Annotated in this window: 22 protein-coding genes and 1 tRNA gene; 13 read left to right on the top strand and 10 right to left on the bottom strand. The window is 50.3% G+C overall.

Translation table 11 applies throughout. From position 1 onward, the window contains the following. Positions 1 to 107 precede the first annotated feature (107 nt). From DPQ22_RS07040 to DPQ22_RS07020, 5 genes are all read left to right on the top strand, one after another. Positions 108 to 701 carry a cold-shock protein gene (locus DPQ22_RS07040; protein WP_150214837.1) on the top strand — a complete coding sequence of 198 codons (594 nt, stop codon included), beginning with the start codon at positions 108 to 110 and terminating at the stop codon, positions 699 to 701. A 197-nt stretch (positions 702 to 898) separates the two neighbouring features. Next, the gene (locus tag DPQ22_RS07035; RefSeq protein ID WP_246681526.1) at positions 899 to 1,426 is read left to right on the top strand and encodes a DUF192 domain-containing protein; all 528 of its coding nucleotides are present in this window, start codon (positions 899 to 901) and stop codon (positions 1,424 to 1,426) included. Between the two features lie 15 nt (positions 1,427 to 1,441). Beyond that, complete coding sequence (locus DPQ22_RS07030) at positions 1,442 to 2,218, top strand: alpha/beta fold hydrolase (RefSeq protein ID WP_150214505.1); 777 nt, start codon at positions 1,442 to 1,444, stop codon at positions 2,216 to 2,218. Positions 2,219 to 2,290: 72 nt separating this feature from the next. Further along, on the top strand, positions 2,291 to 3,103 hold the full coding sequence (gene cysE, locus DPQ22_RS07025; protein ID WP_150214503.1) for a serine O-acetyltransferase: 813 nt from the start codon (positions 2,291 to 2,293) through the stop codon (positions 3,101 to 3,103). 191 nt (positions 3,104 to 3,294) lie between these two features. Beyond that, positions 3,295 to 3,501 (top strand): DUF3126 family protein, encoded by a 207-nt coding sequence (locus DPQ22_RS07020; RefSeq protein ID WP_150214501.1) that lies wholly within the window; start codon positions 3,295 to 3,297, stop codon positions 3,499 to 3,501. Between the two features lie 53 nt (positions 3,502 to 3,554). On the opposite strand, the gene radC is transcribed toward DPQ22_RS07020, so the two are convergent. Both radC and map read right to left on the bottom strand, forming a co-directional pair. Further along, positions 3,555 to 4,430 carry a RadC family protein gene (gene radC, locus DPQ22_RS07015; RefSeq protein ID WP_150214499.1) on the bottom strand — a complete coding sequence of 292 codons (876 nt, stop codon included), beginning with the start codon at positions 4,428 to 4,430 and terminating at the stop codon, positions 3,555 to 3,557. A gap of 104 nt (positions 4,431 to 4,534) precedes the next feature. Continuing rightward, a complete protein-coding gene (gene map / locus DPQ22_RS07010; protein WP_150214497.1) occupies positions 4,535 to 5,368 on the bottom strand; it encodes a type I methionyl aminopeptidase in 834 nt (277 codons plus the stop codon). Positions 5,369 to 5,660: 292 nt separating this feature from the next. On the opposite strand from map, the gene DPQ22_RS07005 reads away from it, so the two are divergent. The 7 genes from DPQ22_RS07005 (at position 5,661) to DPQ22_RS06975 (ending at position 14,060) form a co-directional block, all read left to right on the top strand. Next, positions 5,661 to 6,560 (top strand): RNA methyltransferase, encoded by a 900-nt coding sequence (locus DPQ22_RS07005; RefSeq protein WP_150214495.1) that lies wholly within the window; start codon positions 5,661 to 5,663, stop codon positions 6,558 to 6,560. Then, complete coding sequence (murI, locus tag DPQ22_RS07000) at positions 6,541 to 7,407, top strand: glutamate racemase (RefSeq protein WP_150214493.1); 867 nt, start codon at positions 6,541 to 6,543, stop codon at positions 7,405 to 7,407. Before DPQ22_RS07005 ends, murI begins: the two co-directional genes overlap by 20 nt. A 329-nt stretch (positions 7,408 to 7,736) precedes the next feature. Next, positions 7,737 to 8,354 carry a 30S ribosomal protein S4 gene (gene rpsD / locus DPQ22_RS06995; RefSeq protein WP_150214491.1) on the top strand — a complete coding sequence of 206 codons (618 nt, stop codon included), beginning with the start codon at positions 7,737 to 7,739 and terminating at the stop codon, positions 8,352 to 8,354. A 209-nt stretch (positions 8,355 to 8,563) separates the two neighbouring features. Further along, positions 8,564 to 9,412: a tRNA 2-thiocytidine(32) synthetase TtcA gene (ttcA, locus tag DPQ22_RS06990; protein WP_150214489.1), complete on the top strand. Its 849-nt coding sequence runs from the start codon at positions 8,564 to 8,566 to the stop codon at positions 9,410 to 9,412. 141 nt (positions 9,413 to 9,553) lie between these two features. Continuing rightward, positions 9,554 to 10,945, top strand: coding sequence for an amino acid permease (locus DPQ22_RS06985; protein ID WP_150214833.1), 1,392 nt, complete (start codon positions 9,554 to 9,556; stop codon positions 10,943 to 10,945). A 102-nt stretch (positions 10,946 to 11,047) separates the two neighbouring features. Beyond that, a complete protein-coding gene (locus DPQ22_RS06980; RefSeq protein WP_150214487.1) occupies positions 11,048 to 12,511 on the top strand; it encodes an amino acid permease in 1,464 nt (487 codons plus the stop codon). 82 nt (positions 12,512 to 12,593) lie between these two features. After that, positions 12,594 to 14,060, top strand: coding sequence for an amino acid permease (locus DPQ22_RS06975; RefSeq protein ID WP_150214485.1), 1,467 nt, complete (start codon positions 12,594 to 12,596; stop codon positions 14,058 to 14,060). Positions 14,061 to 14,080: 20 nt separating this feature from the next. On the opposite strand, the gene DPQ22_RS06970 is transcribed toward DPQ22_RS06975, so the two are convergent. The 8 genes from DPQ22_RS06970 to DPQ22_RS06935 form a co-directional block, all read right to left on the bottom strand. Further along, on the bottom strand, positions 14,081 to 15,352 hold the full coding sequence (locus DPQ22_RS06970) for a multidrug effflux MFS transporter (protein WP_150214483.1): 1,272 nt from the start codon (positions 15,350 to 15,352) through the stop codon (positions 14,081 to 14,083). A 209-nt stretch (positions 15,353 to 15,561) separates the two neighbouring features. Then, positions 15,562 to 15,888, bottom strand: a complete 327-nt coding sequence (gene grxD, locus DPQ22_RS06965; protein WP_150214480.1) for a Grx4 family monothiol glutaredoxin — start codon at positions 15,886 to 15,888, stop codon at positions 15,562 to 15,564. Between the two features lie 18 nt (positions 15,889 to 15,906). Further along, complete coding sequence (locus tag DPQ22_RS06960) at positions 15,907 to 16,146, bottom strand: BolA family protein (RefSeq protein WP_150214478.1); 240 nt, start codon at positions 16,144 to 16,146, stop codon at positions 15,907 to 15,909. A 114-nt stretch (positions 16,147 to 16,260) separates the two neighbouring features. Beyond that, positions 16,261 to 16,677 carry a hypothetical protein gene (locus tag DPQ22_RS06955; RefSeq protein ID WP_246681525.1) on the bottom strand — a complete coding sequence of 139 codons (417 nt, stop codon included), beginning with the start codon at positions 16,675 to 16,677 and terminating at the stop codon, positions 16,261 to 16,263. Positions 16,678 to 16,801: 124 nt separating this feature from the next. Then, positions 16,802 to 17,638, bottom strand: coding sequence for a phosphoribosylaminoimidazolesuccinocarboxamide synthase (locus DPQ22_RS06950; protein WP_150214829.1), 837 nt, complete (start codon positions 17,636 to 17,638; stop codon positions 16,802 to 16,804). Positions 17,639 to 17,764: 126 nt separating this feature from the next. After that, positions 17,765 to 18,364, bottom strand: a complete 600-nt coding sequence (locus DPQ22_RS06945) for an alpha/beta hydrolase (protein ID WP_150214476.1) — start codon at positions 18,362 to 18,364, stop codon at positions 17,765 to 17,767. Positions 18,365 to 18,553: 189 nt separating this feature from the next. Further along, positions 18,554 to 18,628, bottom strand: a tRNA-Glu gene (locus tag DPQ22_RS06940). A gap of 83 nt (positions 18,629 to 18,711) precedes the next feature. Next, complete coding sequence (locus tag DPQ22_RS06935) at positions 18,712 to 19,386, bottom strand: YcbK family protein (protein ID WP_150214474.1); 675 nt, start codon at positions 19,384 to 19,386, stop codon at positions 18,712 to 18,714. Between the two features lie 431 nt (positions 19,387 to 19,817). On the opposite strand from DPQ22_RS06935, the gene DPQ22_RS06930 reads away from it, so the two are divergent. Beyond that, positions 19,818 to 20,189 carry a hypothetical protein gene (locus tag DPQ22_RS06930; RefSeq protein WP_150214472.1) on the top strand — a complete coding sequence of 124 codons (372 nt, stop codon included), beginning with the start codon at positions 19,818 to 19,820 and terminating at the stop codon, positions 20,187 to 20,189. The last annotated feature ends 33 nt before the right edge of the window (positions 20,190 to 20,222 follow it).

Genomic DNA, 20,222 nt, shown 5'->3' with positions numbered 1-20,222 from the left:
AGGGGTTTCCGAGGATTTGAAATTATCCTCTCAGGCTTTGTTTGTTGCATTTTCTTGAATGGCTGGAACAGCATGGGGAAATGCTTTTAGGGTTAGGAAACGGAATTATGACGGATAAGCAATTTTTGAAAAATGAACCGGCAGCGGCAGAAAAAAGGGAACAGGCTTTTGCGCCTGACGATGCGCTTGAAATTGCCGAATTGAGCGGCCTTATCAAATGGTTTGATGTGGCCAAGGGTTATGGTTTTATTGTGCCTGATGACCCGCAACTGCCTGATATTTTGTTGCATGTTACAGTTTTGCGCCGTGACGGTTATCAAACTGCGCTGGAAGGGGCGCGCGTTGTTTGTGCCGCCCGTCACGGTGAACGCGGCCTGCAATGTATTCAGGTTTTGTCTATGGATCTGACAAGTGCCGTTCACCCCGCTGAAACAGAGCCGCGGACAAGAGCCAGTGTTGTGCCCTCCAGCGGCCTGGAGCGTGCTATTGTCAAATGGTTTAACCGCAATAAGGGCTTCGGTTTTTTAACCTGCGGCGAAGGCACGGGGGATATTTTTATCCATATGGAGACTTTACGCCGCTACGGGCTGACAGAATTGCGCCCCGGCCAGGTTGTGCTGGTGCGTTATGGCGACAGCGGCAAAGGGCATATGGCGGTGGAAATTCACCCGGATATTCCAAGCCCCTTTCCTGTGCATTGATTGGCTTTGGCTCGGTTCAGGCAAGGCGGGGTTTGGCCCCCGCCTTATTTTTATTTATCGGCCGCTATTATTTTAGTCTGTTTCATCTGCAATATTTGTTGTAAACAGGCTTTTGCCTTTGCGGTAATTTTGCTATTACCGCGGGCTGAGAGGGTGTAACAGGACGACACTCTGGATTGAGGAAAAAGAGAATATTTATGCTTACCCGCCCGGTATATGTTATTTTTCTGAGTCTGTTATGGCTTATGCCTGCTTTTGCCGGCCGGGCTTTGGCGCAGGGCAATATGGTGAGCGGCAGCTCTGCCGATAATAATACGCCAATGGCTCTGCCGGTAGATAAAGCACCGTTGATTGTCGCAACCAATAAAGGTCGGCAGATTTTTGCCGCGGAAATTGCCCGTTCAGATGATGAAAAGGCGCGCGGCCTGATGTATCGCCGCCAGTTTCCTGAAAATCGCGCTATGATGTTTGTTTTTGCCCCGGAAGAGCGGGTTGTCACTATGTGGATGGATAATACGCCTTTGCCGCTGGATATGATATTTGCCGATAAACAGGGTAAAATTGTTTATATTTATGAGCATGCCGAGCCGTTTTCGCATAAATTGATTTCTTCTCTCCACCCGGTTTCTTATGTTGTTGAGCTGCGTGCCGGGCAGGCAAGAGCCAGAGGCATAAAAGCGGGGCAAAAAATGTTGCACCCCGCTATTTGCGGCGAATGCAAGTGAAACGGGGCAGTTTTAATGAGTGCGGAGCAGGTTGATTATTTTTATCATGACGGTTTTCGTCTGGCTTTTCGCCAGGCGGGAAAAGAGCAGGGCAGCCCGGTTTTGCTAATTCACGGTTTTGCCTCCTCAAGCCTGATAAACTGGGTTGCCACCGGCTGGTTTGAGGTGCTGCTTGCCGCCGGCCATCATGTAATAGCCATTGATAATCGCGGTCACGGCAATTCGGACAAAAGCTATAAGGCCGCAGCCTACAGGCCGGAAGCCATGGCCGATGACGCGGCGGCGCTGCTGGAGTATTTGCAGGTGCCGCAGGCGCATATAATGGGTTATTCCATGGGAGCGCGTATCAGCGCCTATTTCGCTTTGCGCGCGCCGGCAAAAATACGCAGCCTGGTTTTTGGTGGGCTGGGTATTGGCATGGTAACGGGGGCGGGGGACTGGCAAACTGTGCGTGATGCCCTGCTTGCGCCGGATAGTGACGCGGTGACCTCAATACGCGGGCATATGTTCCGCAAATTTGCCGAACATACCAAAAGTGACCTTAAGGCACTGGCGGCCTGTGTTATCACTTCCAAAAAAGAGCTGACAGAAGCAGAAGTGAGGCAAATTGCCGCGCCTGTTCTGGTTGCCGTGGGCAGTAAAGATGAAATTGCCGGTGCACCGGAGCCTTTGGCGGCTTTATTGCCGCGAGGTGAGGTGCTGACAATTCCCGGACGGGATCATATGCTGGCTGTGGGGGACAAAATTTATAAACAAAGCGTGGTGGATTTTTTTGCCAAATATCCGTTTTAACGCTGCTTGTGTTGATGTGTGCCTGGGTTTCATAGCCGGGAAACTGGTGGGATTCAAGAGAGGAGGACGGCATTGCGGCCGATAAAACAGCGAGCAGACGCGGCGCCAGACAAATCGCTTTGGCCGATAATTTGCCGGGAAGCGGCAGAAGCAGCCGCGCGTGACCCGGTTATGGGGCTGTTTTTGCGCTATTTCATTCTTGACCGGAAAAATTTGCAGGAGGCGCTGCTGATGCGGCTGGCTGAGCGCCTGCATTATGGGGCGATTATTGATAAAAATGTGCTTTTATTCAGTTTTGCTGCGGTTTTTGCCCGCCTTAAACAGGCGGAAAACCTGGTGGAAGCCGATTTGCGCGCTGTCATGGAGCGTGATCCGGCAACAACGCATTTTATGAATATTCTGCTTTATTATAAGGGCTTTCAGGCGCTGCAGACTCATCGTATTGCCCATGCTTTATGGCAGGACGGCCGCAAGGATTTCGCCTGTTATCTGCAAAGCCGCTCTTCTGCTGTTTTTCAGACAGATATTCACCCGGCGGCACAAATCGGCAAAGCCGTGTTTCTGGATCATGCTACCGGAGTAGTGATTGGTGAAACTACTATTATAGAAGATAATGTTTCTTTATTACATGAAGTGACCCTGGGCGGCACAGGTAAAAGCGGCGGCGATCGCCACCCGAAAATCCGCCGGGGCGCGCTTATTGGCGCCGGGGCAAAAATATTGGGCAATATTGAAATCGGCGCGGACTCCAAAGTAGCGGCCAATTCTGTTGTTGTGAAAACTGTGCCGCCGCATGTGACCGTTGCCGGTGTGCCGGCGCGCATTCTCAGCAAAGCGGAGGCAGGGGCCATGAATCTGTTTTTTATCGGCGGTGACGGCATATGATTTAACCGGCGCTGCTTTGTTTCTTGTCGGAGCGCTTTGCTCTCCGGCGGTAAATTAAGGCTTTACAGTTTCAGGCGGTTGTTTTAATTTGCTGTTAAAGGGAATTGAGCCGGGCAGTCGGGTTTTGGCAGATTTTGCCCCGATTGGGGCGGGAGGGACGCTGCGGTGCGGCTTGACAGCAGGAGATTGGCATGAACCCCGAAGAAATTAAAAAGCTTGATGCCTATTTTAAACGCGTTTTCCAAAATTCTTCTCTGATAGTGAAAGGGCGACCGCGCAAGAGCGATTCCTGCGAGCTTTATCTGGGTGATGAATTTTTAGGCATTATTTATCGCGATGAAGATGAAGGCGAGCTTTCTTATAATTTTTCTATGGCTATTCTGGATATAGATTTATAAATTTTTTGCGTGCGCCGGCCCGTTAAAGCTGCCGGCATGTGCGCCCTGCCTGATTACAGTAAATCCAGCTTGCGGAAACTGGCATAGCCGTTGCGGCCGATAATCAGATGATCATAAATTGTAATATTCATGCCGGCGGCGGTTTCCTGCAATTTTGTGGTCATGGCAATATCCTGCCGCGAAGGCGTGGGGTCACCGGAGGGGTGATTATGCACCAGAACGAGAGAGGAGGCAGCAAGATCCAGAGCATGTTTTATAACCTCACGCGGGTAGACCGGGGTGTAATCTACCGTGCCTGTTTGCATGATTTTATCAATAATCAGGCCGTTTTTCTTATCCAGAAACAAAACGCGGAACTGCTCGCGTTCTTCGCTGGCCATGACGGAGCGGCAATAGGCAACCACCTTATCCCATGAATTGAAAACATCGCGTTTCAGCAGACCGGAAAGCAGCATACGCGCCGCTGCCGTGCCGACAATTTTGAGATCTGTCGCTATTGCTGCGCCGCAGCCTTTCACCTCTTGCAGGCGGCGTATATCAGCTGACAAAACTTCCGCCAGCGAACCGAAATGCGCCAAAAGCGCTTTAGCCAGAGGTTTGGTATCTTTACGCGACTGCGAGCGAAACAGCAAAAGCTCCAGAAATTCATAATCAGGCATATCCTGCCCGCCAGTATTGAGAAAACGCTGACGCAATCTCTGCCTGTGGCCGTCATAATGATGCCACTCTTTATGTTTTGCCGGCGCTTTTGGCGAAAGATTTATCTCTGTCTCCGGTTTTTGCGGCTCTTGCTTATCGCTCAAAGCAAGATCTATCGGCAAAAACCGGGATAAAGCCAGATCCGGCGGCAAGGGAATATTTTCCGGGTTGAAGGAAAGAGTATGACTTTCTTCAAAGGCCTGTTTTTTATCTTTTTTCTTGCGTGCCATTTTACCCTGCGCCACAATGCCGTAATCTGTAAAATCCGCAAGCCGGGCTCTGCCGCCGGCCTGCGGGCTGAAACAAGGAGCAGCCTTTGATTGCCCGTATTATACTAAGCTTTAGCTTTATTGGGTAAATAAAAAATATCCCGGGGTGAAAGGGTAAAAACCTCACACCCGGCAGAAGTAACGCCGATTGTGTGCTCATATTGGGCGCTCAACGAGCGATCGCGCGTCACCGCTGTCCAGCCGTCTTTTAAAATTTTCACCCCATATTTGCCAAGATTGATCATAGGCTCAATCGTAAAAATCATGCCTTCGCGCAATATCGGCCCTTCATCTTGCCGGCCATAATGCAGAATATTGGGCGTATCATGGAAAATTTGGCCAATGCCGTGGCCGCAAAAATCACGGACAACAGAGCAAAATTGCGATTCAGCATAAAGCTGGATAGCGGCGCCGATAGCGCCAATATGCGCTCCCGGCTCGACTGCGGCAATACCGCGCAGCAGGCTTTCATAAGTAACTTCCATCAGTCTTTCAGCCGCGCGCCTGACTGTACCGACAGGATACATGCGGCTGGAATCGCCATGCCAGCCGTCCAAAATATAGGTCACATCAATATTGACAATATCTCCCTCACGCAAGGGGCGGTCATCGGGGATACCATGGCAGACGACATGATTGACAGAAGTGCAGCAGGAATGTGTATAACCGCGATAATTCAGAGTAGCGGGCAGGGCATTGTGTTTTGCCCCGAAAGCCAAAACAAAATGGTCGATTTCGGCTGTGGTCACACCCGGTTTGACAATATCGGCCAGCGCGTCCAGGCAGCGGGCGGTAAGCTGACATGCCCGCCGCATGCCGGCAAAAGCTTCAGCATCAAACAGGCGTATCTGCCCGGTATATTTCAGCGGCGCTTCTTTATAATCAATGTAGCATACCATAATTATTCTCTAAATACGGGCTTTACCGCGGCTTTTGCCGGCATGCGGCGAAGACGGCCTCAGGCTAAGGCGGCGGCGGGGAAAAAGCAATATAAAAGTTTCTGGCCTGCGACACAAGCGGCATCGCTGCCGGCGATTTTTGCTATTCTGCCGGTGGGTGAAGCGAGGTTGGATTCCGGCCGCCGGGCCGGGGCAAAAGACTGTGGCAAAAAAATATTTTTCTTTTATAATAAAGCCGGCATTCAAATCAGCCTGCGGCAGGCAACAGGCGTAAAAGGCAGGTGAATAATTTATGGCGGGAACCAACAGGAAACGGGCAAAACCGGCCGCACCGGCGCCTATTATTATTTTGGTTGAGCCGCAATTACCGGAAAATATTGGCATGGCGGCGCGGGCTATGGCCAATTTCGGCCTTTGGCAGTTGCGCCTTGTCCGCCCGCGGGAAAAATTCCCTAATCCGCAAGCTGTTGCCGCTGCCAGCAAAGCCGATGCGCTTATTGAAAAAGCCGTTATTTTTGACAATTTGCCGGCTGCTATTGCTGATTTGCATTATGTTCTGGCCACAACAGCGCGTGAAAGAAGCGGGTTCAAGCCTGTTTTAAGTGCCATAGAGGCGGCGCGGCAATTACGGCACCGGCAGGCCGAAGGGGGAGATAGTGTCAAAACCGGCATTCTTTTCGGCCGGGAGCGTTTCGGCCTTTCCAATGAAGAAATCAGCCTGGCCGATGCTTTGGTGACCTTTCCTGTCAATCCCGCTTTTGCTTCATTAAATATTGCCCAGGCTGTTTTGCTAATGTCTTATGAATGGCTGAAATCCGGCCTCAATGCAGAGACGCAAACTGTCTTTCGCGGGCCGGAATTTTTGCCGGCGCGCAAACAAAGCCTGCATGGCCTGTTGCGCCGGCTGGAAGAGGCGCTGGCGGCGCGCGGTTATTTCCGCCCGCCGGCGCGCAAACCGGTTATGGTTGATAATTTGCGCGCCGTGCTGACCCGCCCGGCTTTTACCGAAGCAGAAGTGAAATTATTAAGCGGGGTTTTTGCCTCGCTCGATCGCTTTGCCCGCAAAAAGTCGCAAAGCGGGCCGGCTGTTTTGCCTGAAACTGCTGTCGACAAGCAGAAGCACGATAAGGCGCAAAAGACAATAATAGAGGGCATAAAGGGAGAGGCCGATAATGTTGCCGCCAAAGGGTGAACAAAGGCTGAAAACCCGGCCTGTGCTGTTTTTTGACAGCGGCATAGGCGGGTTGACTGTTTTGCGGGAGGCGCGGTTGTTAATGCCGGCCTGGCCGGTTCTCTATATTATGGATAATGCCGGCTTCCCCTATGGCGCCTGGGGAGAGGAGGCCCTGCGCGCTCGTTTATTGCATTTATTTGCCGGTTTTTTACAAAAATATAATCCCGCTTTATGTGTGCTGGCCTGCAATACTGCTTCAACGCTGGTGCTTGATGATTTGCGCCGCGTTTTTCCGGATTATTATTTTGTCGGCACTGTGCCTGCTATTAAACCGGCGGCTGAGCACAGCGCCTCAAAGCTGATTTCGGTTCTGGCCACGCCGGGCACGGTAAAACGCGCTTATACGCAGGATTTAATTGCCAAATATGCCGGCCAAAGCCGGGTGACGCTGGTTGGCAGTGAAAATCTGGCAGCTCAGGCAGAAGATTATGTCCGCGGCCGGCCCGTAAATACGGCAAAAATCCGGGCAGAAATTGCGCCCTGTTTTGTCGAAGAAAAGGGGCGGCGCACGGATATAATTGTCCTGGCCTGCACGCATTACCCGTTTTTAACGCCGCTTTTGCGTAATCTCGCCCCCTGGCCGGTAGATTGGCTTGATCCGGCAGAGGCGATTGCCCGGCGGGCGCAGTCACTCTTGCAGACAAAAGCTTTATTGCCGGCCTTTGATGCGGAACCGGGCAAGAGCAAAGGCCAATGTCAGGATTATGCAATTCTGACAGATAATAAAGCCGGCGCTGATTTTGTCAGTGAGCGCTTGTTTCATGCTTTTGGTCTGAAAATGAAGAGAAAAAATGACAGGCCGTGATGGCCCGGATCGGCGCCGGATAAAAGGCGATAGTCGGCAGCGGCGATTTGGGCGTAATTGGCGCAGGGTTCAGATATTTAGTGCCTTGACTCTGGCGGCAAAATTGCCTAAAGGAAGAGCGGGCTATGAATTCTGCCGGCTTTGGCCGGGCATTATGGCCGATATGTCCCGTGATTACTTGCTTTAAGTTTTATTCCGGCTTGCGGTGAGTTTTCTGTCAGTCCTTGTTTGCGGTGTTTTTCAGCGAGTTACAAGGGCAGAGGAGGGGCGTTTTCCTTTAAACTCAAGGCACTTTCTGCCGAAAGTGCTATAATATTACGGGAAATGCAATGAGCAAGCGTAATTCTGCAAAATATAAAATTGATCGCCGTATAGGAGAAAATATTTGGGGGCGCCCCAAATCTCCTGTTAATCGCCGTGAATATGGCCCGGGCCAGCATGGCCAGCGCCGTCAGGGCAAGCTTTCCGATTATGGTGTGCAGTTGCGCGCCAAGCAAAAGTTGAAGGGTTTTTACGGCGATATTTCAGAAAAGCAGTTTCATAAAACTTATGAGGAAGCTGTGCGCCGCCGCGGTGATACGGGTGAAAACCTGATTGGTCTGCTGGAAAGCCGGCTGGACGCTATTGTTTACCGGGCGAAATTTGTGCCGACAATTTTTGCCGCGCGTCAATTTGTCAATCACGGTCATATTCTGGTCAATGGCCGCCGCACCAATATTCAATCTTATCGCTGCAAGCCGGGTGATGTCGTTGAATTGCGTGAAAAATCGCGGCAGTTGGCGCTTGTGCTTGAGGCTGTTATTTTGCCTGAGCGTGATGTGCCTGATTATATTGAAGCCGATCACACCAAAATGAGAGCTGTTTATAGCCGTGTGCCGCAATTATCCGATGTGCCCTATGCTGTGCATATGGAGCCTAATCTGGTTGTTGAGTTTTATTCGCGCTAGTTTTTGTTTTATATAAGGTTACGGCTCCTGGCGCGGGTCTGTTTATCAAGGGGGCTCAGGCTCCCTTGATTTTTGCGGTCAACTTTCTTCTATAATGGTTTTCTAGCTTTTATCAGGCAGGTCGAAGCGGCGAGGCTGATTTCGCCCGCTGCGGCCGATAAAGCAAGCAAAATTGTGTGATTTTGCAAAGTTAAGGGAGCGGGTTTCGTATGCCGGCAGAAGAAAACCCCTCAGGCGCGGCCTGTGCGCCCATGTTTCGTCATATTGCCGCTACGGTGGAATTTAATAAATTGCGCAAACGCCTGTTGCGGCATATGCGTCAGGCAATGGCAGATTTCTCCATGCTGGCGCCGGAGCCGGGCAGGCCCAGGCAAAAATGGCTTATTGCCCTTTCCGGCGGCAAGGATTCTTATGGCCTTTTAGCCCTGTTGCTGGATTTGCAATGGCGCGGCATGCTGCCGGTTGAGCTGCTGGCCTGCAATCTGGATCAGGGCCAGCCGGATTTTCCCAAACATATTTTGCCGGATTATTTACGCCGGAATGGTATTGCCCATCGCATAGAATATCAGGATACTTATACTATTGTAACCGACAGGCTGGAGCAGACACAAACTTATTGTTCGCTGTGCTCGCGCCTGCGCCGCGGTATTTTATACCGCATTGCCCGGGAGGAGCAGTGTTCGGCGCTGGTGCTGGGGCATCATCGCGATGATGTTCTGGAAACTTTTTTTATGAATATGTTTCATGGCGGGCGATTGGCCGCTATGCCGGCCAAATTGCGTAATGATGAAGGCGATATGCTGGTTTTGCGGCCGCTTATTTATGCGGCAGAGGAAGATTTGGCCAAATTTGCCGCTTATATGCAGTTTCCTGTTATTCCATGCAATTTATGCGGCAGCCAGGACGGTTTGCAGCGTCAGGCGATGAAATCCATGCTGACGGAAATAGAAAAGCATATGCCCGGGCGCAAAGATATAATGATACGCGCTTTGGGCAATATTCGTCCCAGCCATTTGCTGGATAAGACACTGTTTGATTTCACCGCTCTTGCGGGTTGATTTCTACCGCATTATCAAGTTTAATCAGTCTGCTGCCGGCGAAATCGGCCGGCGACAGGAGCTCCAGTGACAGATAAGATAACAAACAAAGCTGTGCCGGAGCCTCGGCTTGAGCGCCGCCTGCAATCCCGCCATATTCAAATGATTGCCTTGGGCAGCGCCATTGGCATCGGCTTTTTTTATGGCTCCGGTGAGGCTATTGCTATCGCCGGGCCGGCTGTGCTGCTCTCTTATCTTATTGGCGGCATTTTTATCTATTTTGTTATGCGCATGCTGGGAGAAATGGCGGTACAAGAGCCGGCAGCTGGGTCTTTCAGCCATTTTGCCTATCATTATTGGGGAGAATTTGCCGGTTTTCTGACCGGCTGGAATTACTGGTTTCTTTATATTCTTATCGGCATTGCCGAATTGACTGTTATCGGCATTTATCTCGATTACTGGCTGCCTGTCGCCCATTGGAAAACGGCTTTTACCCTGTTGCTCATTATTACTTGTGTGAATTTGACTGCCGTGCGTTTTTTTGGCGAATTTGAGTTCTGGTTTTCCGGCATTAAAGTGCTGGCGGTTATCGGCATGATTATTTTCGGCACTATATTGATTGTCGCCGGCACCGGCGGCAGCAAATTGGCCAATTTATGGGAATATGGCGGTTTTTTCCCTTTTGGTGCCGGCGGCATGTTAATGGCGCTGGTGGTGGTGATGTTTTCCTTCGGCGGGGCCGAGCTTGTCGGCATTGCTGCGGCCGAAGCGGAGCAGCCTGAAATAGTAATTCCCAAGGCATTACAGCAGTTTATGTGGCGGATTTTGCTGTTTTATCTGGCCTCTACAGCTATTATTATGGTTTTAAGCCCGTGGAATAGTGTCATAAGCTCCCGCGGCAGCCCGTTTGTAACGGTTTTTGACACAATCGGCATAAAATCGGCGGCCGATATTCTTAATCTGGTGGTGATTACTGCCGCTATTTCTGTTTTTAACAGCGGCGCTTATGCTAATGGCCGCATGTTGTTCAGCCTGGCCGGGCAAAAAAATGCACCGCGCTTTCTGGCACAATTAAACCGGCACCATGTGCCGTATAAAGCCGTGTTATTTTCTTCCTGCTGCACAGCTTTGGGGCTGGGGCTGAACTATCTTATTCCCGGCGGTGCCTTTATGCGCATTTTGGCCGTGGTAACGACGGCTGCCCTTGTCACCTGGGCGATGATTGTGCTGGTGCATTTGCGTTTTCGCCGTGCCTATAGGCGGCAAAAAGCGGCAAACGGCCAAATGCGGGGTTTAATTTTCAAATCACCGTTTTACCCTTATAGCAATTATCTCTGCCTTGCCTTTTTAGGCGGCCTGTTTGTGCTTATGCTGTTGACCGGTTTTACTGAAAGCGGGCTGTTGACGCGGGCTTTTGGCCTGAGCCTGCCGCTTATCACTTTGCCTGTGCCTGATGTCAGTATTTCGGCGCTGATTGTGCCGCTGTGGATTTTGGCGCTTTATCTCGGCTTTCGCTTTAAAAATTATAAAAGCGGGGTGAGGGGAAATAAATAAGTGAGCTGGCAGCAGCGCTCCGGCACAGAGCAAATTTTGTAAGCCGACAAGCGCGCCCGGCTTTTTGGCCGGTGCGGCCGGAATAAATAGACGGAGGCCGGCATGGCAGAGCAGAATTCACAAACAGCCAAGGTAACTGAGCCCCGCCTGAATCGCACATTAAAAAGCCGCCATATTCAAATGCTGGCACTGGGTGGTGCTCTCGGCACCGGCTTGTTTTACGGCTCCGGTGAGGCTATTATTATTGCCGGCCCGGCTGTGCTGCTCTCTTACCTTATTGGCGGCCTGTTTATGTATCTGGTGCTGCGTATGCTGGGGGAAATGGCGGTGCAAGAGCCGGCGGCAGGCTCTTTCAGCCATTTTGCCTATCATTATTGGGGCGAATTTGCCGGTTTTCTGGCCGGCTGGAATTACTGGTTTATGTTTGTGGCGGTTGGCATTGCCGAGCTGGTTGTGATTGGCATTTATCTTGATCATTGGATAATAATTGCCCATTGGCAGACCGGTTTTACCCTGTTACTGGCCATGACTATAGTCAATATAGCCGCTGTGCGTTTTTTTGGCGAATTTGAGTTCTGGTTTGCCGGTGTTAAAGTGCTGGCGGTTATCGGCATGATTATTTTCGGCGCTTTATTGATTATTACCGGCGCCGGCGGCAGTCAAGCCGGCCTGTCCAATTTATGGGCGCATGGCGGCTTTTTCCCTTTCGGCTTTGGCGGGCCGATTATGGCGCTGACTGTGGTAATGTTTGCCTTTGGCGGCAGTGAGCTTATTGGTATGACGGCGGCGGAAGCCAGCGAGCCGGAAACAAGCCTGCCCAAGGCTATTCGGCAATTTATGGTGCGGATTTTGATTTTTTATATTGGCGCCACAGCAATTATCCTGATTTTAAGCCCATGGAACAGTATAGACAGCCGCAGCGGCAGCCCGTTTGTAACGGTTTTTGACACAATCGGCATAAAATCGGCGGCCGATATTCTTAATCTGGTGGTGATTACGGCCGCTGTTTCGGTCTTGAACAGCGGCCTTTATGCCAATGGCCGCATATTGCTCAGCCTGGCCGGGCAAAAAAATGCACCGCGCAATTTCATGCGGCTTAATCGTTATTCTGTTCCTTATGTTGGTATTATATTTTCATCACTCTGTATCGCTTTGGGGCTGGGGCTGAATTATCTTATCCCCGGCGGTGCCTTTATGCGGGTATTGGCGATTGTGACCACTGCTGTGGCTTTGAGCTGGGCGATGATTGTGCTGGTGCATTTGCGCTTTCGCCGTGCTTACAGGCGGCAAAAAGCGGCAAACGGCCAAATGCGGGGTTTAATTTTCAAATCACCGTTTTATCCTTATAGCAATTATCTCTGCCTTGCCTTTTTAGGCGGCCTGTTTGTGCTCATGCTGTTGACCGGCTTTACTGAAAGCGGGCTGTTGACGCGGGCTTTTGGCCTGAACCGGCCGCTTATTACATTGCCTGTGCCTGATGTCAGTATTTCGGCGCTGATTGTGCCGCTGTGGATTTTGGCGCTTTATCTCGGCTTTCATATTAAAAAACGGCGAGAGCAAAAATGATAAACCCCGCCTGGCTTATAGCTGTTTATAAAATCCGGTTCGCTTTTTCCTTTGCTTTTCGGCAAAGCGGGCCGCATGGATAATGGGAGATAAAGTGTCAGATCCGCACCGGCAGAAAATTCATCTTAAACGCACATTAAAAAGCCGCCATATTCAAATGCTGGGGCTTGGCGGTTCTATCGGCACCGGTCTGTTTTACGGCTCCGGTGAGGCTATTGCCATTGCCGGGCCGGCTGTGCTGCTCTCTTACTTTATTGGCGGCGTTTTTATTTATTTTGTCATGCGTATGATGGGGGAGATGATAACGCAGGAGCCGGTGGCCGGCTCTCTCAGCCATTTTGCCTATCGTTACTGGGGTGAGTTTGCCGGTTTTTTTGCCGGCTGGAATTCCTGGTTCCAATATATATTGGTCGGCATTGCCGAATTGACGGTTATCGGCATTTATCTTGACCATTGGCTGCCTGTTGCCCATTGGAAAACGGCTTTTACTGTGCTGTTTATAATCACATGTATAAATTTGATTACGGTGCGTTTTTTTGGCGAATTTGAGTTCTGGTTTGCCGGCATTAAAGTGCTGGCGGTTATCGGCATGATTATTTTCGGCGCTTTATTGATTATTACCGGCACTGGCGGCAATCAAGCCGGCCTGTCCAATTTATGGGCGCATGGCGGCTTTTTCCCCTTGGGGGTCGGCGGTTCAATTATGGCGCTGGCTGTGGTAATGTTTTCTTTTGGCGGGGCAGAATTTATCGGCTTTACTGCGGCTGAGGCCGAAAAGCCTGAAATAACCATTCCCAAAGCGATCAAGCAATTTATGGTGCGGATTCTGGTTTTTTATCTGGCTGCCATGGCAGTTATTATGATTTTGAACCCGTGGGACAATGTTGCGAGCGGCAGCGGCAGCCCGTTTGTAACGGTTTTTGACGCAATCGGTATAAAATCGGCGGCAAATATTGTCAATCTGGTGGTGATTACTGCTGCTATTTCTGTTTTTAACAGCGGCGCTTATGCTAATGGCCGCCTGTTAATGAGCCTGGCAGAGCAAAAAAATGCACCGCGTCTTTTTGCTCGCCTGAATCATTATAGCGTGCCTTATATTGGCATTATATTTTCGGCTCTGTGCACCGGGCTGGGGCTGGGGCTGAATTATCTTATCCCTGACGGTGCTTTTATGCGTATTCTGGCGATTGTGACCACAGCTCTGGCCACGTGCTGGGCGATGATTGTTCTGGCGCAGCTAAAATTTCGGCAGCATTATGAAGAAGCGCGCATAAAGGGGGAAGAAAAGCGGCCCTTAATTTTTAAATCACCGTTTTACCCTTATAGCAATTATCTCTGTCTTGCTTTTTTGGGTGGCCTGTTTGTGCTTATGCTGTTGACCGGTTTTACTGAAGGCGGGCTGTTAATGCGGGCTTTTGGCCTGAACCGGCCGCTTATCACTTTGCCTGTGCCTGATGTCAGTATTTCGGCGCTGATTGTGCCGCTGTGGATTTTGGCGCTTTATCTCGGATTTCATATCAAAAAACGGCGGCAGCAGCCTGAATTGTGACAGCCCGTAAGCAGAATTGGCTATTCTTCCCCGGAGGCGGCAGATTTTCTATCAAATAATTTGCCTTTTTCGGCCAGCAGCACCAGGGCCAGTGCAATAAGGCCGAGAAGCATAAAATCGGCTGCTATTGGCAAAGTGGTGCCGTTAAAGCTTTGGCTGATAATAATGCCAAGAAGCGCGCCGATAAGTGTTTGCATAAAGCCGAAGACGGAAGAGGCTGTTCCGGCATATTGGCCCAAAGGCTCCATGGCCAGGCTGTTGAAATTGGCGCCAATAGCGCCGAAAGAAAACATAATAATGGTAAACAGCACCATATGAGCGGGAAAAGGCACGATAATTGCCGCCCATGACCAGATAAACCAGATAAAAGAGGCGGCGATAAAGCTTAATAACAGGCCGTGCGACAGGCTGTGCATGCCAAAGCGCAAAACCAGTCTGGCATTGCCGTAAGCGGCAAGCGCCTGAAAGGCGGCAACTGCGGCAAAAGCGGCGGGGAACCAGGCGCCCAAATGATAAATGCCTTCATAAATTTGCGGCGCTGTGGTCAGTGAGCAAAACAGGGCGCCCAGCATAACAGAAAAAGCCAGACTATAGCATAAAGCGATACGATTGCGCAGAACATGAGCAAAGGCTGAGCCGATAGAACCGAAGCTGAAGGGGCGTTTCTGGCAGACTGTTTCCGGCAGTCGCCATAATACCCATAAAATAGTGGCCAGCCCGGCATAGGTCATAATATTAAAAATGCTGCGCCATGTGCCGAAAGATAAAATCAGATTGCCGCAGGCCGGGGCAATAATCGGCACAATCATAAAAATCATCATTACGATTGACAGAATTTCGGCCATTTTTCGGCCGTGATACATATCGCGAATAATGGAAACAGTAATAGCGCGAGTGGCGGCGGCACCCACGCCTTGAACGGCGCGCAAAATCAGCAAAGTCTCAAAATCAGGAGCACGGGCGCAAGCAAAAGAAAATATAGTGTAAAGAGCAAGGCCGACAATCAGCGGCAGCCGGCGGCCGAAACAATCCGATAGCGGGCCGAAAAATAATTGCGCCAGAGCAAAGCCGACCAGAAAGGCAAAAATCACATAATGCTGCCGGTTAAGCCCGGTCATGTCAAAGCCGGTTTTTATCTGCTCCAGCGCCGGCAGCATAATATCAATGGCATAGGCATTGGTGGCCATTAATACTGCCATTAAAACCACAAATTCCTTACGCCCTATGCGGGCTTTAACAGCCTCAATATGGTTTTCCTGATCGGCTGCGCTTATTTCCGGATTTTGTGCCATTAAATTTTGCCCTCTCTGCCCTGCGATAAAATTCTCTGCCTGAACGAGCCCCGTTACAGGCGCAAGGGAACAGCGGCAAAAGCCCCATACAGGCCACAGGCAAGGAGAAGGCTTTGCCGCTTTACTGTTGAATATCTGCTTGAGGGCTGCAACAAAATTGCAGCGGGAATGGAGGCCCGGCCTGCGCTTTGTCGCAGAAAAGACCTTTATCAGCCAGCAATCAGGCCTTTTTCAACCAGCAATTTTTGCAATTCACCCTGTTGAAACATTTCACGGATAATATCGCAGCCGCCAATAAATTCCCCTTTAATATAAAGCTGCGGAATAGTCGGCCAGTTGGAATAATCTTTAATCGCCTGGCGCAATTCTTCCGAGGCCAATATATTAATGCCTTTATAAGGCACATTAAGATAATCCAGAATTTGCACAAGCTGCCCGGAAAAGCCGCATTGCGGGAAATCAGGCGTGCCTTTCATAAACAGCACGACAGCATTGGTCTTGATTGCCTCAGCGATAAAATTATGCGTGGATTCCATCAATTTCTCCCATCGGGGTTAAACTTTTTCGGGAGCCGAAGTTTGCAGCGCCAAAGCATGCAGGCTGTCACCTATATGGCCTTTTAAAGCGGCATAAACCATTTGGTGCTGCTGCAGGCGGCTTTTGCCGCGAAAACTTTCGGCAATAATTTCGGCAGCATAATGGTCGCCATCACCGGCCAGGTCGCGAATAGTCACCTGCGCATCGGGAATAGCCGCACAAATAAGCTGCTTAATCTGCTCTGCCGTCATAGCCATTCAGCATGTTCCTTAAAGGCATATTGCGCGCGATTATAAGAAAAAGCGGCAAGCAATCAAGCCCGCGCCGGTGGCAGATACTGCTTTTTTCCGCTTCAGCGCTGATATTCTGCTTCAGCCTTGGCATTTTTTGCCGCCGCCAGACCAATTCAGCAAATCGCGACTGATTTTTTGGGAAAGATTTGTCTGCATTAACGGGCCATAAGCGGCAATGCGGGCGGGATTGCCTCTGGCCTCAACTACCAGCAGCGGGCGCTCGCCCGGGTTATGATATGGCACAATTAGCACTCGCGGCCTGTCGGAATAAGATTTCAACTCCGGCGCCAGACGATAGGCCTGAAAGCCTTTGGCGCCGGATTTAAACCAGCAGTTACGGGCATTCAGGGCGATATTTTCCATAATTGGCAGCGCCGCCTCATTGCCGGTAAAATTTTTGTCACCAGTAGCGCTGCAAGCGGAAAGCAGCAGGGTTGCGCCCAGGAAAGTGCCAAAAAAGCGAGCAAGTGAACAAGAATTTATCTGGGAAAACATGATAATAACCTCAATTTGCCATAGCCGGCGCAGTAAAAATAATGGGTAATGAGCGAGAGCAATTCTACCAGTCTGCCTGAGACAAAATTTTGCTCTCTTTCTTTATTTCTATAAAATGCAGTACTCAGGAGCGCACCAGAACCGGCCCTTTGGTGCAAACAGGGCGATTTTTGTTAAGCAGCCCCAGCCTGTGCGCCACTTGCTCATGGACTGCGCGCCGGAAGAGCGGCGCCTTATTGTGGCTTTCCGTTTTATCATTGTGGTTTTCCACTTTATCGCCGGGTCTGTCAGGCGCAAGGCGGAATTTGCTCTCCCACAATTTTCTATCCCACAAGCGGCAGGAATCGGGAGAAATTTCATCAGCAAGGACAATGCGCATTATATCGCCCTCCCATAAGCGGCCGAATTCCAGCTTGAAATCTACCAGATACAGGCCGATTGCGGCATAGAGACCGCAAAGAAAATCATTAATGCGTGCCGTAAGAGTCAGCATTTCTTCCAAATCCTGCTCATTGGCCCAGCCAAAAGTCAGAATATGTTCTTCCGACACTAAAGGGTAATCCAGCTTTTCATCTTTATAAAAAAATTCAAAAACAGAACGGGGCAGGGGCGTGCCCCCTACGAGGCCTAGACGCCGCGCCAGGCTGCCGGCCACGGCATTGCGGCAGACAAGCCGCAGCGGAATCATTTCAACCGTATGCACAAGCTGCTCACGCATATTAAGGCTTTTAATAAAATAAGACGGAACGCCGATTTCAGCAAGGCGGGCGAAAATATATTCGGAAATGCGATTATGCAGGACACCTTTGCCATCAGGCCTCGGCTCTTCTTTGAAGTCGTTTTCTGCTGTGTCTCCAGGGTAGCTGCTGTCATCTTTGAAAAATTGAATATATGTGCCGAGTTCGGCTCCTTCAAAAATAATTTTTTCCCGAACTTCATAAATGCGCCGACGTTTTTGCATAAAAACCCCAAAATTTATAGTTTCATTGCGATAAAGCCGCTTGGCAAATTTACCTGTTGGCGGCGGCAAACTGCCGATTCTTTATCCTTTTGCTCACCGGCAGCAAGATACAGGCCGACAGATTTCCTATATTTTCTTTCCCGCTTGTTCCGCTGCCGCTTTTGTTACCCCGGCCTCGGGCAAATTTGCCAGAAATTGCGAAAATACCATTAAACCTTCCGGCCATGGGCCATGCCCTGATTGCTCATTGATATGGCCCGATTCGCCGGCATCAAGAAACAGGGAATGCCATGCTTTGGCCAGATTTTCTGCCATTGTAAAACTGCAAAACGGATCATTGCGGCTGGCAATAACAAGGCTGGGAAAGGGCAAAGGCTGAACTGGATAAGAGCCGAAAGCCGGCAGGTTTTGGCGGCGGCCCCCGGCCTTTGTCAAATCAGGCGGCGAAACAAAAAAACCGCCGCAGATTTTATCTCCCATCTGCGGCACGGCATGAACGGCAACCGGCACGCCGAGCGCATGCGCCACCAGCAAAATCGGCTTACGGCAGCTGCGCCCTGTTTCTACCAGTTCTGCCACCCATTCTTTCAGAACAGGTTTGACCCGATCCTTTTGCTCTACCCGTCTGGCGGTGGATAATTTTGCTTCCCAACGGCTTTGCCAATGATCTTCGTCAGCATTGGTAAAGTCGGGAATAATCAGAATATCAACTTCGTTTGCTTTCATAATTCTTTTTCATAGGGCAGATTAAGCGGCAAGACAAGGGCAGCCCGCTTTTTGCCCCGGACTTGTCACAGAAAAGCTGTAATGAAAAAGCCGGCAAGGCCCGCCGCAATTCGTTAAAAACCGGTGCCAACCGGCCGGCTCTCACCCGCGGCGCAGATGCCAGATATTATACCGAAAAAAACAGCAGACTGGTACGCCCAAGGGGAATTGAACCCCTGTTTCCGCCGTGAAAGGGCGGCGTCCTGACCGCTAGACGATGGGCGCCCACAATATTGCGTGCTTATATAGGCCTTATCCGCATACCGCAAGGCGTTTTTTTATTTTGCACAAATATTATTGCACTATATTTAGTGTTTGCGGCTGCCGCACCAGTTCCACTCACGCGGTGTGCCAATATCAACATGCACGGCCTGATGGCAATAAAGGCCGACACCGCCGCGATTGGGCAGCGAGCGAACAAAACCGGCTAATTGATATTTATCAATGCCGGGCACCTTAATATCGGCGGCGGCACAGGCAATATGCAGGGAATCGCGCACGCCGCCGGCGCGGGCATTATGGACAGAACCGCGATAGCCGGAAGTGACAATAACCGGACGATGATATTTATAGTGAATACCGGCCAGTAAAGCTACCAGACGCGGTCTGAAGCAATGCGTGCTGATATTGGGGGAAGCCGTGTATACGCCCCTTTGTGTAGAACGCGCCATGCCGCCAAGTGAAGCAGGGATAATCGCCGCTTCAGTCTTGCCGGGTCGATAGCTGTCAGGCAGGGTCGGATTTGTGTTCGTAACAGAACGGCGTTTGGGGGCCGTTTTTTTAATTGTTTTGCCAAAATTACCGCTTGCGACCAAAGCTTGCGCATTGGCCGGGGCAAGGGCAGAAGCAACAGCTATAATCGTTGCAATATGGGCGAAACCTGCTATGCTCCGCCCGGCTTTGCAGCCTGTCTTCTGATTCGATTCATCTTTGGCCGCAAATTTGCTGTTTGCGCCTGTTCTGTGTTTTTGTATTAAAGCCAAATGGTTAACTCCTCACATTATGGGGCAGGCTTGTGGTCGGCTCCGTCTGCTCAGGGTGTTCCTTTGTCAGTATTTATATAATAAAATCCGTATTTTAGCTTATAAAAATATGTTCATGCCTGTTATATTTCGTATTGGCGGCCTTTATCTTTGCCGGTGAGGGATTGTCTATATTATCTAACTCTTTGTTTTATATGGATAATTTTGTTTCACAGTGTTTTTGCTTTTGTGTTTTTATCGGCTCAGGGGCGGGGATAAAGCGATAAAAGCTTTTGCTTTTGCGGCTGGAAATTTGTATTGATTTTTATCGCGCTATCTCTGAACCCGGCGGAAACAGAGCCGCCGGACAGCGAAATTGAGGCTTGTTTAACTCCGTGGGCGCATAATATTGGGGATATATCTCGCATGACGGTGCAAAGTGAGGACTAAAAATGCGCAAAACAGCCTGTAATATTGCAAAAGCCGGATCCGGCAGTTTTGTCATGGCCGCCGGTTTTATTATGCTCTTTGCGCTCGCTGCCTGTGCGCCGTCTTCCGACTTTAAGACTGTGCCGCAAAAAGGGGCATGGCGCACCGGCACTTATCCTGATTTTTCTACCAGGCCGCAAGGAGAAACGGCGCAGTTTTCTGATAGTGAGCAGCAGAGTTTGAGCCGGATTTTGCAGGCAGAAGGGCGGCAGGCGCGCAATGCGGCCGATAATGCTGATAAAAAGCAGCAATCTCAGCCCGATGCAGTATCCTCCCAAAAACAGGCAGATCAGGAAATTGAGAAAACCCTGCGGCAAATTACCGGCGATCACTGATTTTTCCTGAAATTTCGATTATTTTTGGGCAGA

Source organism: Candidatus Tokpelaia sp., assembly GCF_008636115.1.
Taxonomy (GTDB): Bacteria; Pseudomonadota; Alphaproteobacteria; order Rhizobiales; family Rhizobiaceae; genus QLZD01.
This window is presented reverse-complemented; position numbering and strand designations above follow the sequence as displayed.

What these genes read in the sequence shown, in the direction of transcription:
- DPQ22_RS06980 (WP_150214487.1), top strand. Translation starts at nt 11,048, where the DNA reads ATGGCAGAGCAGAATTCACAAACAGCCAAGGTAACTGAGCCCCGCCTG.
- murI (WP_150214493.1), top strand. Translation starts at nt 6,541, where the DNA reads ATGTTGCCGCCAAAGGGTGAACAAAGGCTGAAAACCCGGCCTGTGCTG.
- DPQ22_RS07020 (WP_150214501.1), top strand. Translation starts at nt 3,295, where the DNA reads ATGAACCCCGAAGAAATTAAAAAGCTTGATGCCTATTTTAAACGCGTT.
- DPQ22_RS07040 (WP_150214837.1), top strand. Translation starts at nt 108, where the DNA reads ATGACGGATAAGCAATTTTTGAAAAATGAACCGGCAGCGGCAGAAAAA.
- grxD (WP_150214480.1), bottom strand. Translation starts at nt 15,888, where the DNA reads ATGGAATCCACGCATAATTTTATCGCTGAGGCAATCAAGACCAATGCT.
- DPQ22_RS06945 (WP_150214476.1), bottom strand. Translation starts at nt 18,364, where the DNA reads ATGAAAGCAAACGAAGTTGATATTCTGATTATTCCCGACTTTACCAAT.
- radC (WP_150214499.1), bottom strand. Translation starts at nt 4,430, where the DNA reads ATGGCACGCAAGAAAAAAGATAAAAAACAGGCCTTTGAAGAAAGTCAT.
- DPQ22_RS06970 (WP_150214483.1), bottom strand. Translation starts at nt 15,352, where the DNA reads ATGGCACAAAATCCGGAAATAAGCGCAGCCGATCAGGAAAACCATATT.
- DPQ22_RS06985 (WP_150214833.1), top strand. Translation starts at nt 9,554, where the DNA reads ATGATTGCCTTGGGCAGCGCCATTGGCATCGGCTTTTTTTATGGCTCC.
- DPQ22_RS07035 (WP_246681526.1), top strand. Translation starts at nt 899, where the DNA reads ATGCTTACCCGCCCGGTATATGTTATTTTTCTGAGTCTGTTATGGCTT.
- DPQ22_RS07030 (WP_150214505.1), top strand. Translation starts at nt 1,442, where the DNA reads ATGAGTGCGGAGCAGGTTGATTATTTTTATCATGACGGTTTTCGTCTG.
- DPQ22_RS06960 (WP_150214478.1), bottom strand. Translation starts at nt 16,146, where the DNA reads ATGGCTATGACGGCAGAGCAGATTAAGCAGCTTATTTGTGCGGCTATT.
- DPQ22_RS06930 (WP_150214472.1), top strand. Translation starts at nt 19,818, where the DNA reads ATGCGCAAAACAGCCTGTAATATTGCAAAAGCCGGATCCGGCAGTTTT.
- ttcA (WP_150214489.1), top strand. Translation starts at nt 8,564, where the DNA reads ATGCCGGCAGAAGAAAACCCCTCAGGCGCGGCCTGTGCGCCCATGTTT.
- rpsD (WP_150214491.1), top strand. Translation starts at nt 7,737, where the DNA reads ATGAGCAAGCGTAATTCTGCAAAATATAAAATTGATCGCCGTATAGGA.
- DPQ22_RS06975 (WP_150214485.1), top strand. Translation starts at nt 12,594, where the DNA reads ATGGGAGATAAAGTGTCAGATCCGCACCGGCAGAAAATTCATCTTAAA.
- DPQ22_RS06950 (WP_150214829.1), bottom strand. Translation starts at nt 17,638, where the DNA reads ATGCAAAAACGTCGGCGCATTTATGAAGTTCGGGAAAAAATTATTTTT.
- DPQ22_RS07005 (WP_150214495.1), top strand. Translation starts at nt 5,661, where the DNA reads ATGGCGGGAACCAACAGGAAACGGGCAAAACCGGCCGCACCGGCGCCT.
- map (WP_150214497.1), bottom strand. Translation starts at nt 5,368, where the DNA reads ATGGTATGCTACATTGATTATAAAGAAGCGCCGCTGAAATATACCGGG.
- DPQ22_RS06955 (WP_246681525.1), bottom strand. Translation starts at nt 16,677, where the DNA reads ATGTTTTCCCAGATAAATTCTTGTTCACTTGCTCGCTTTTTTGGCACT.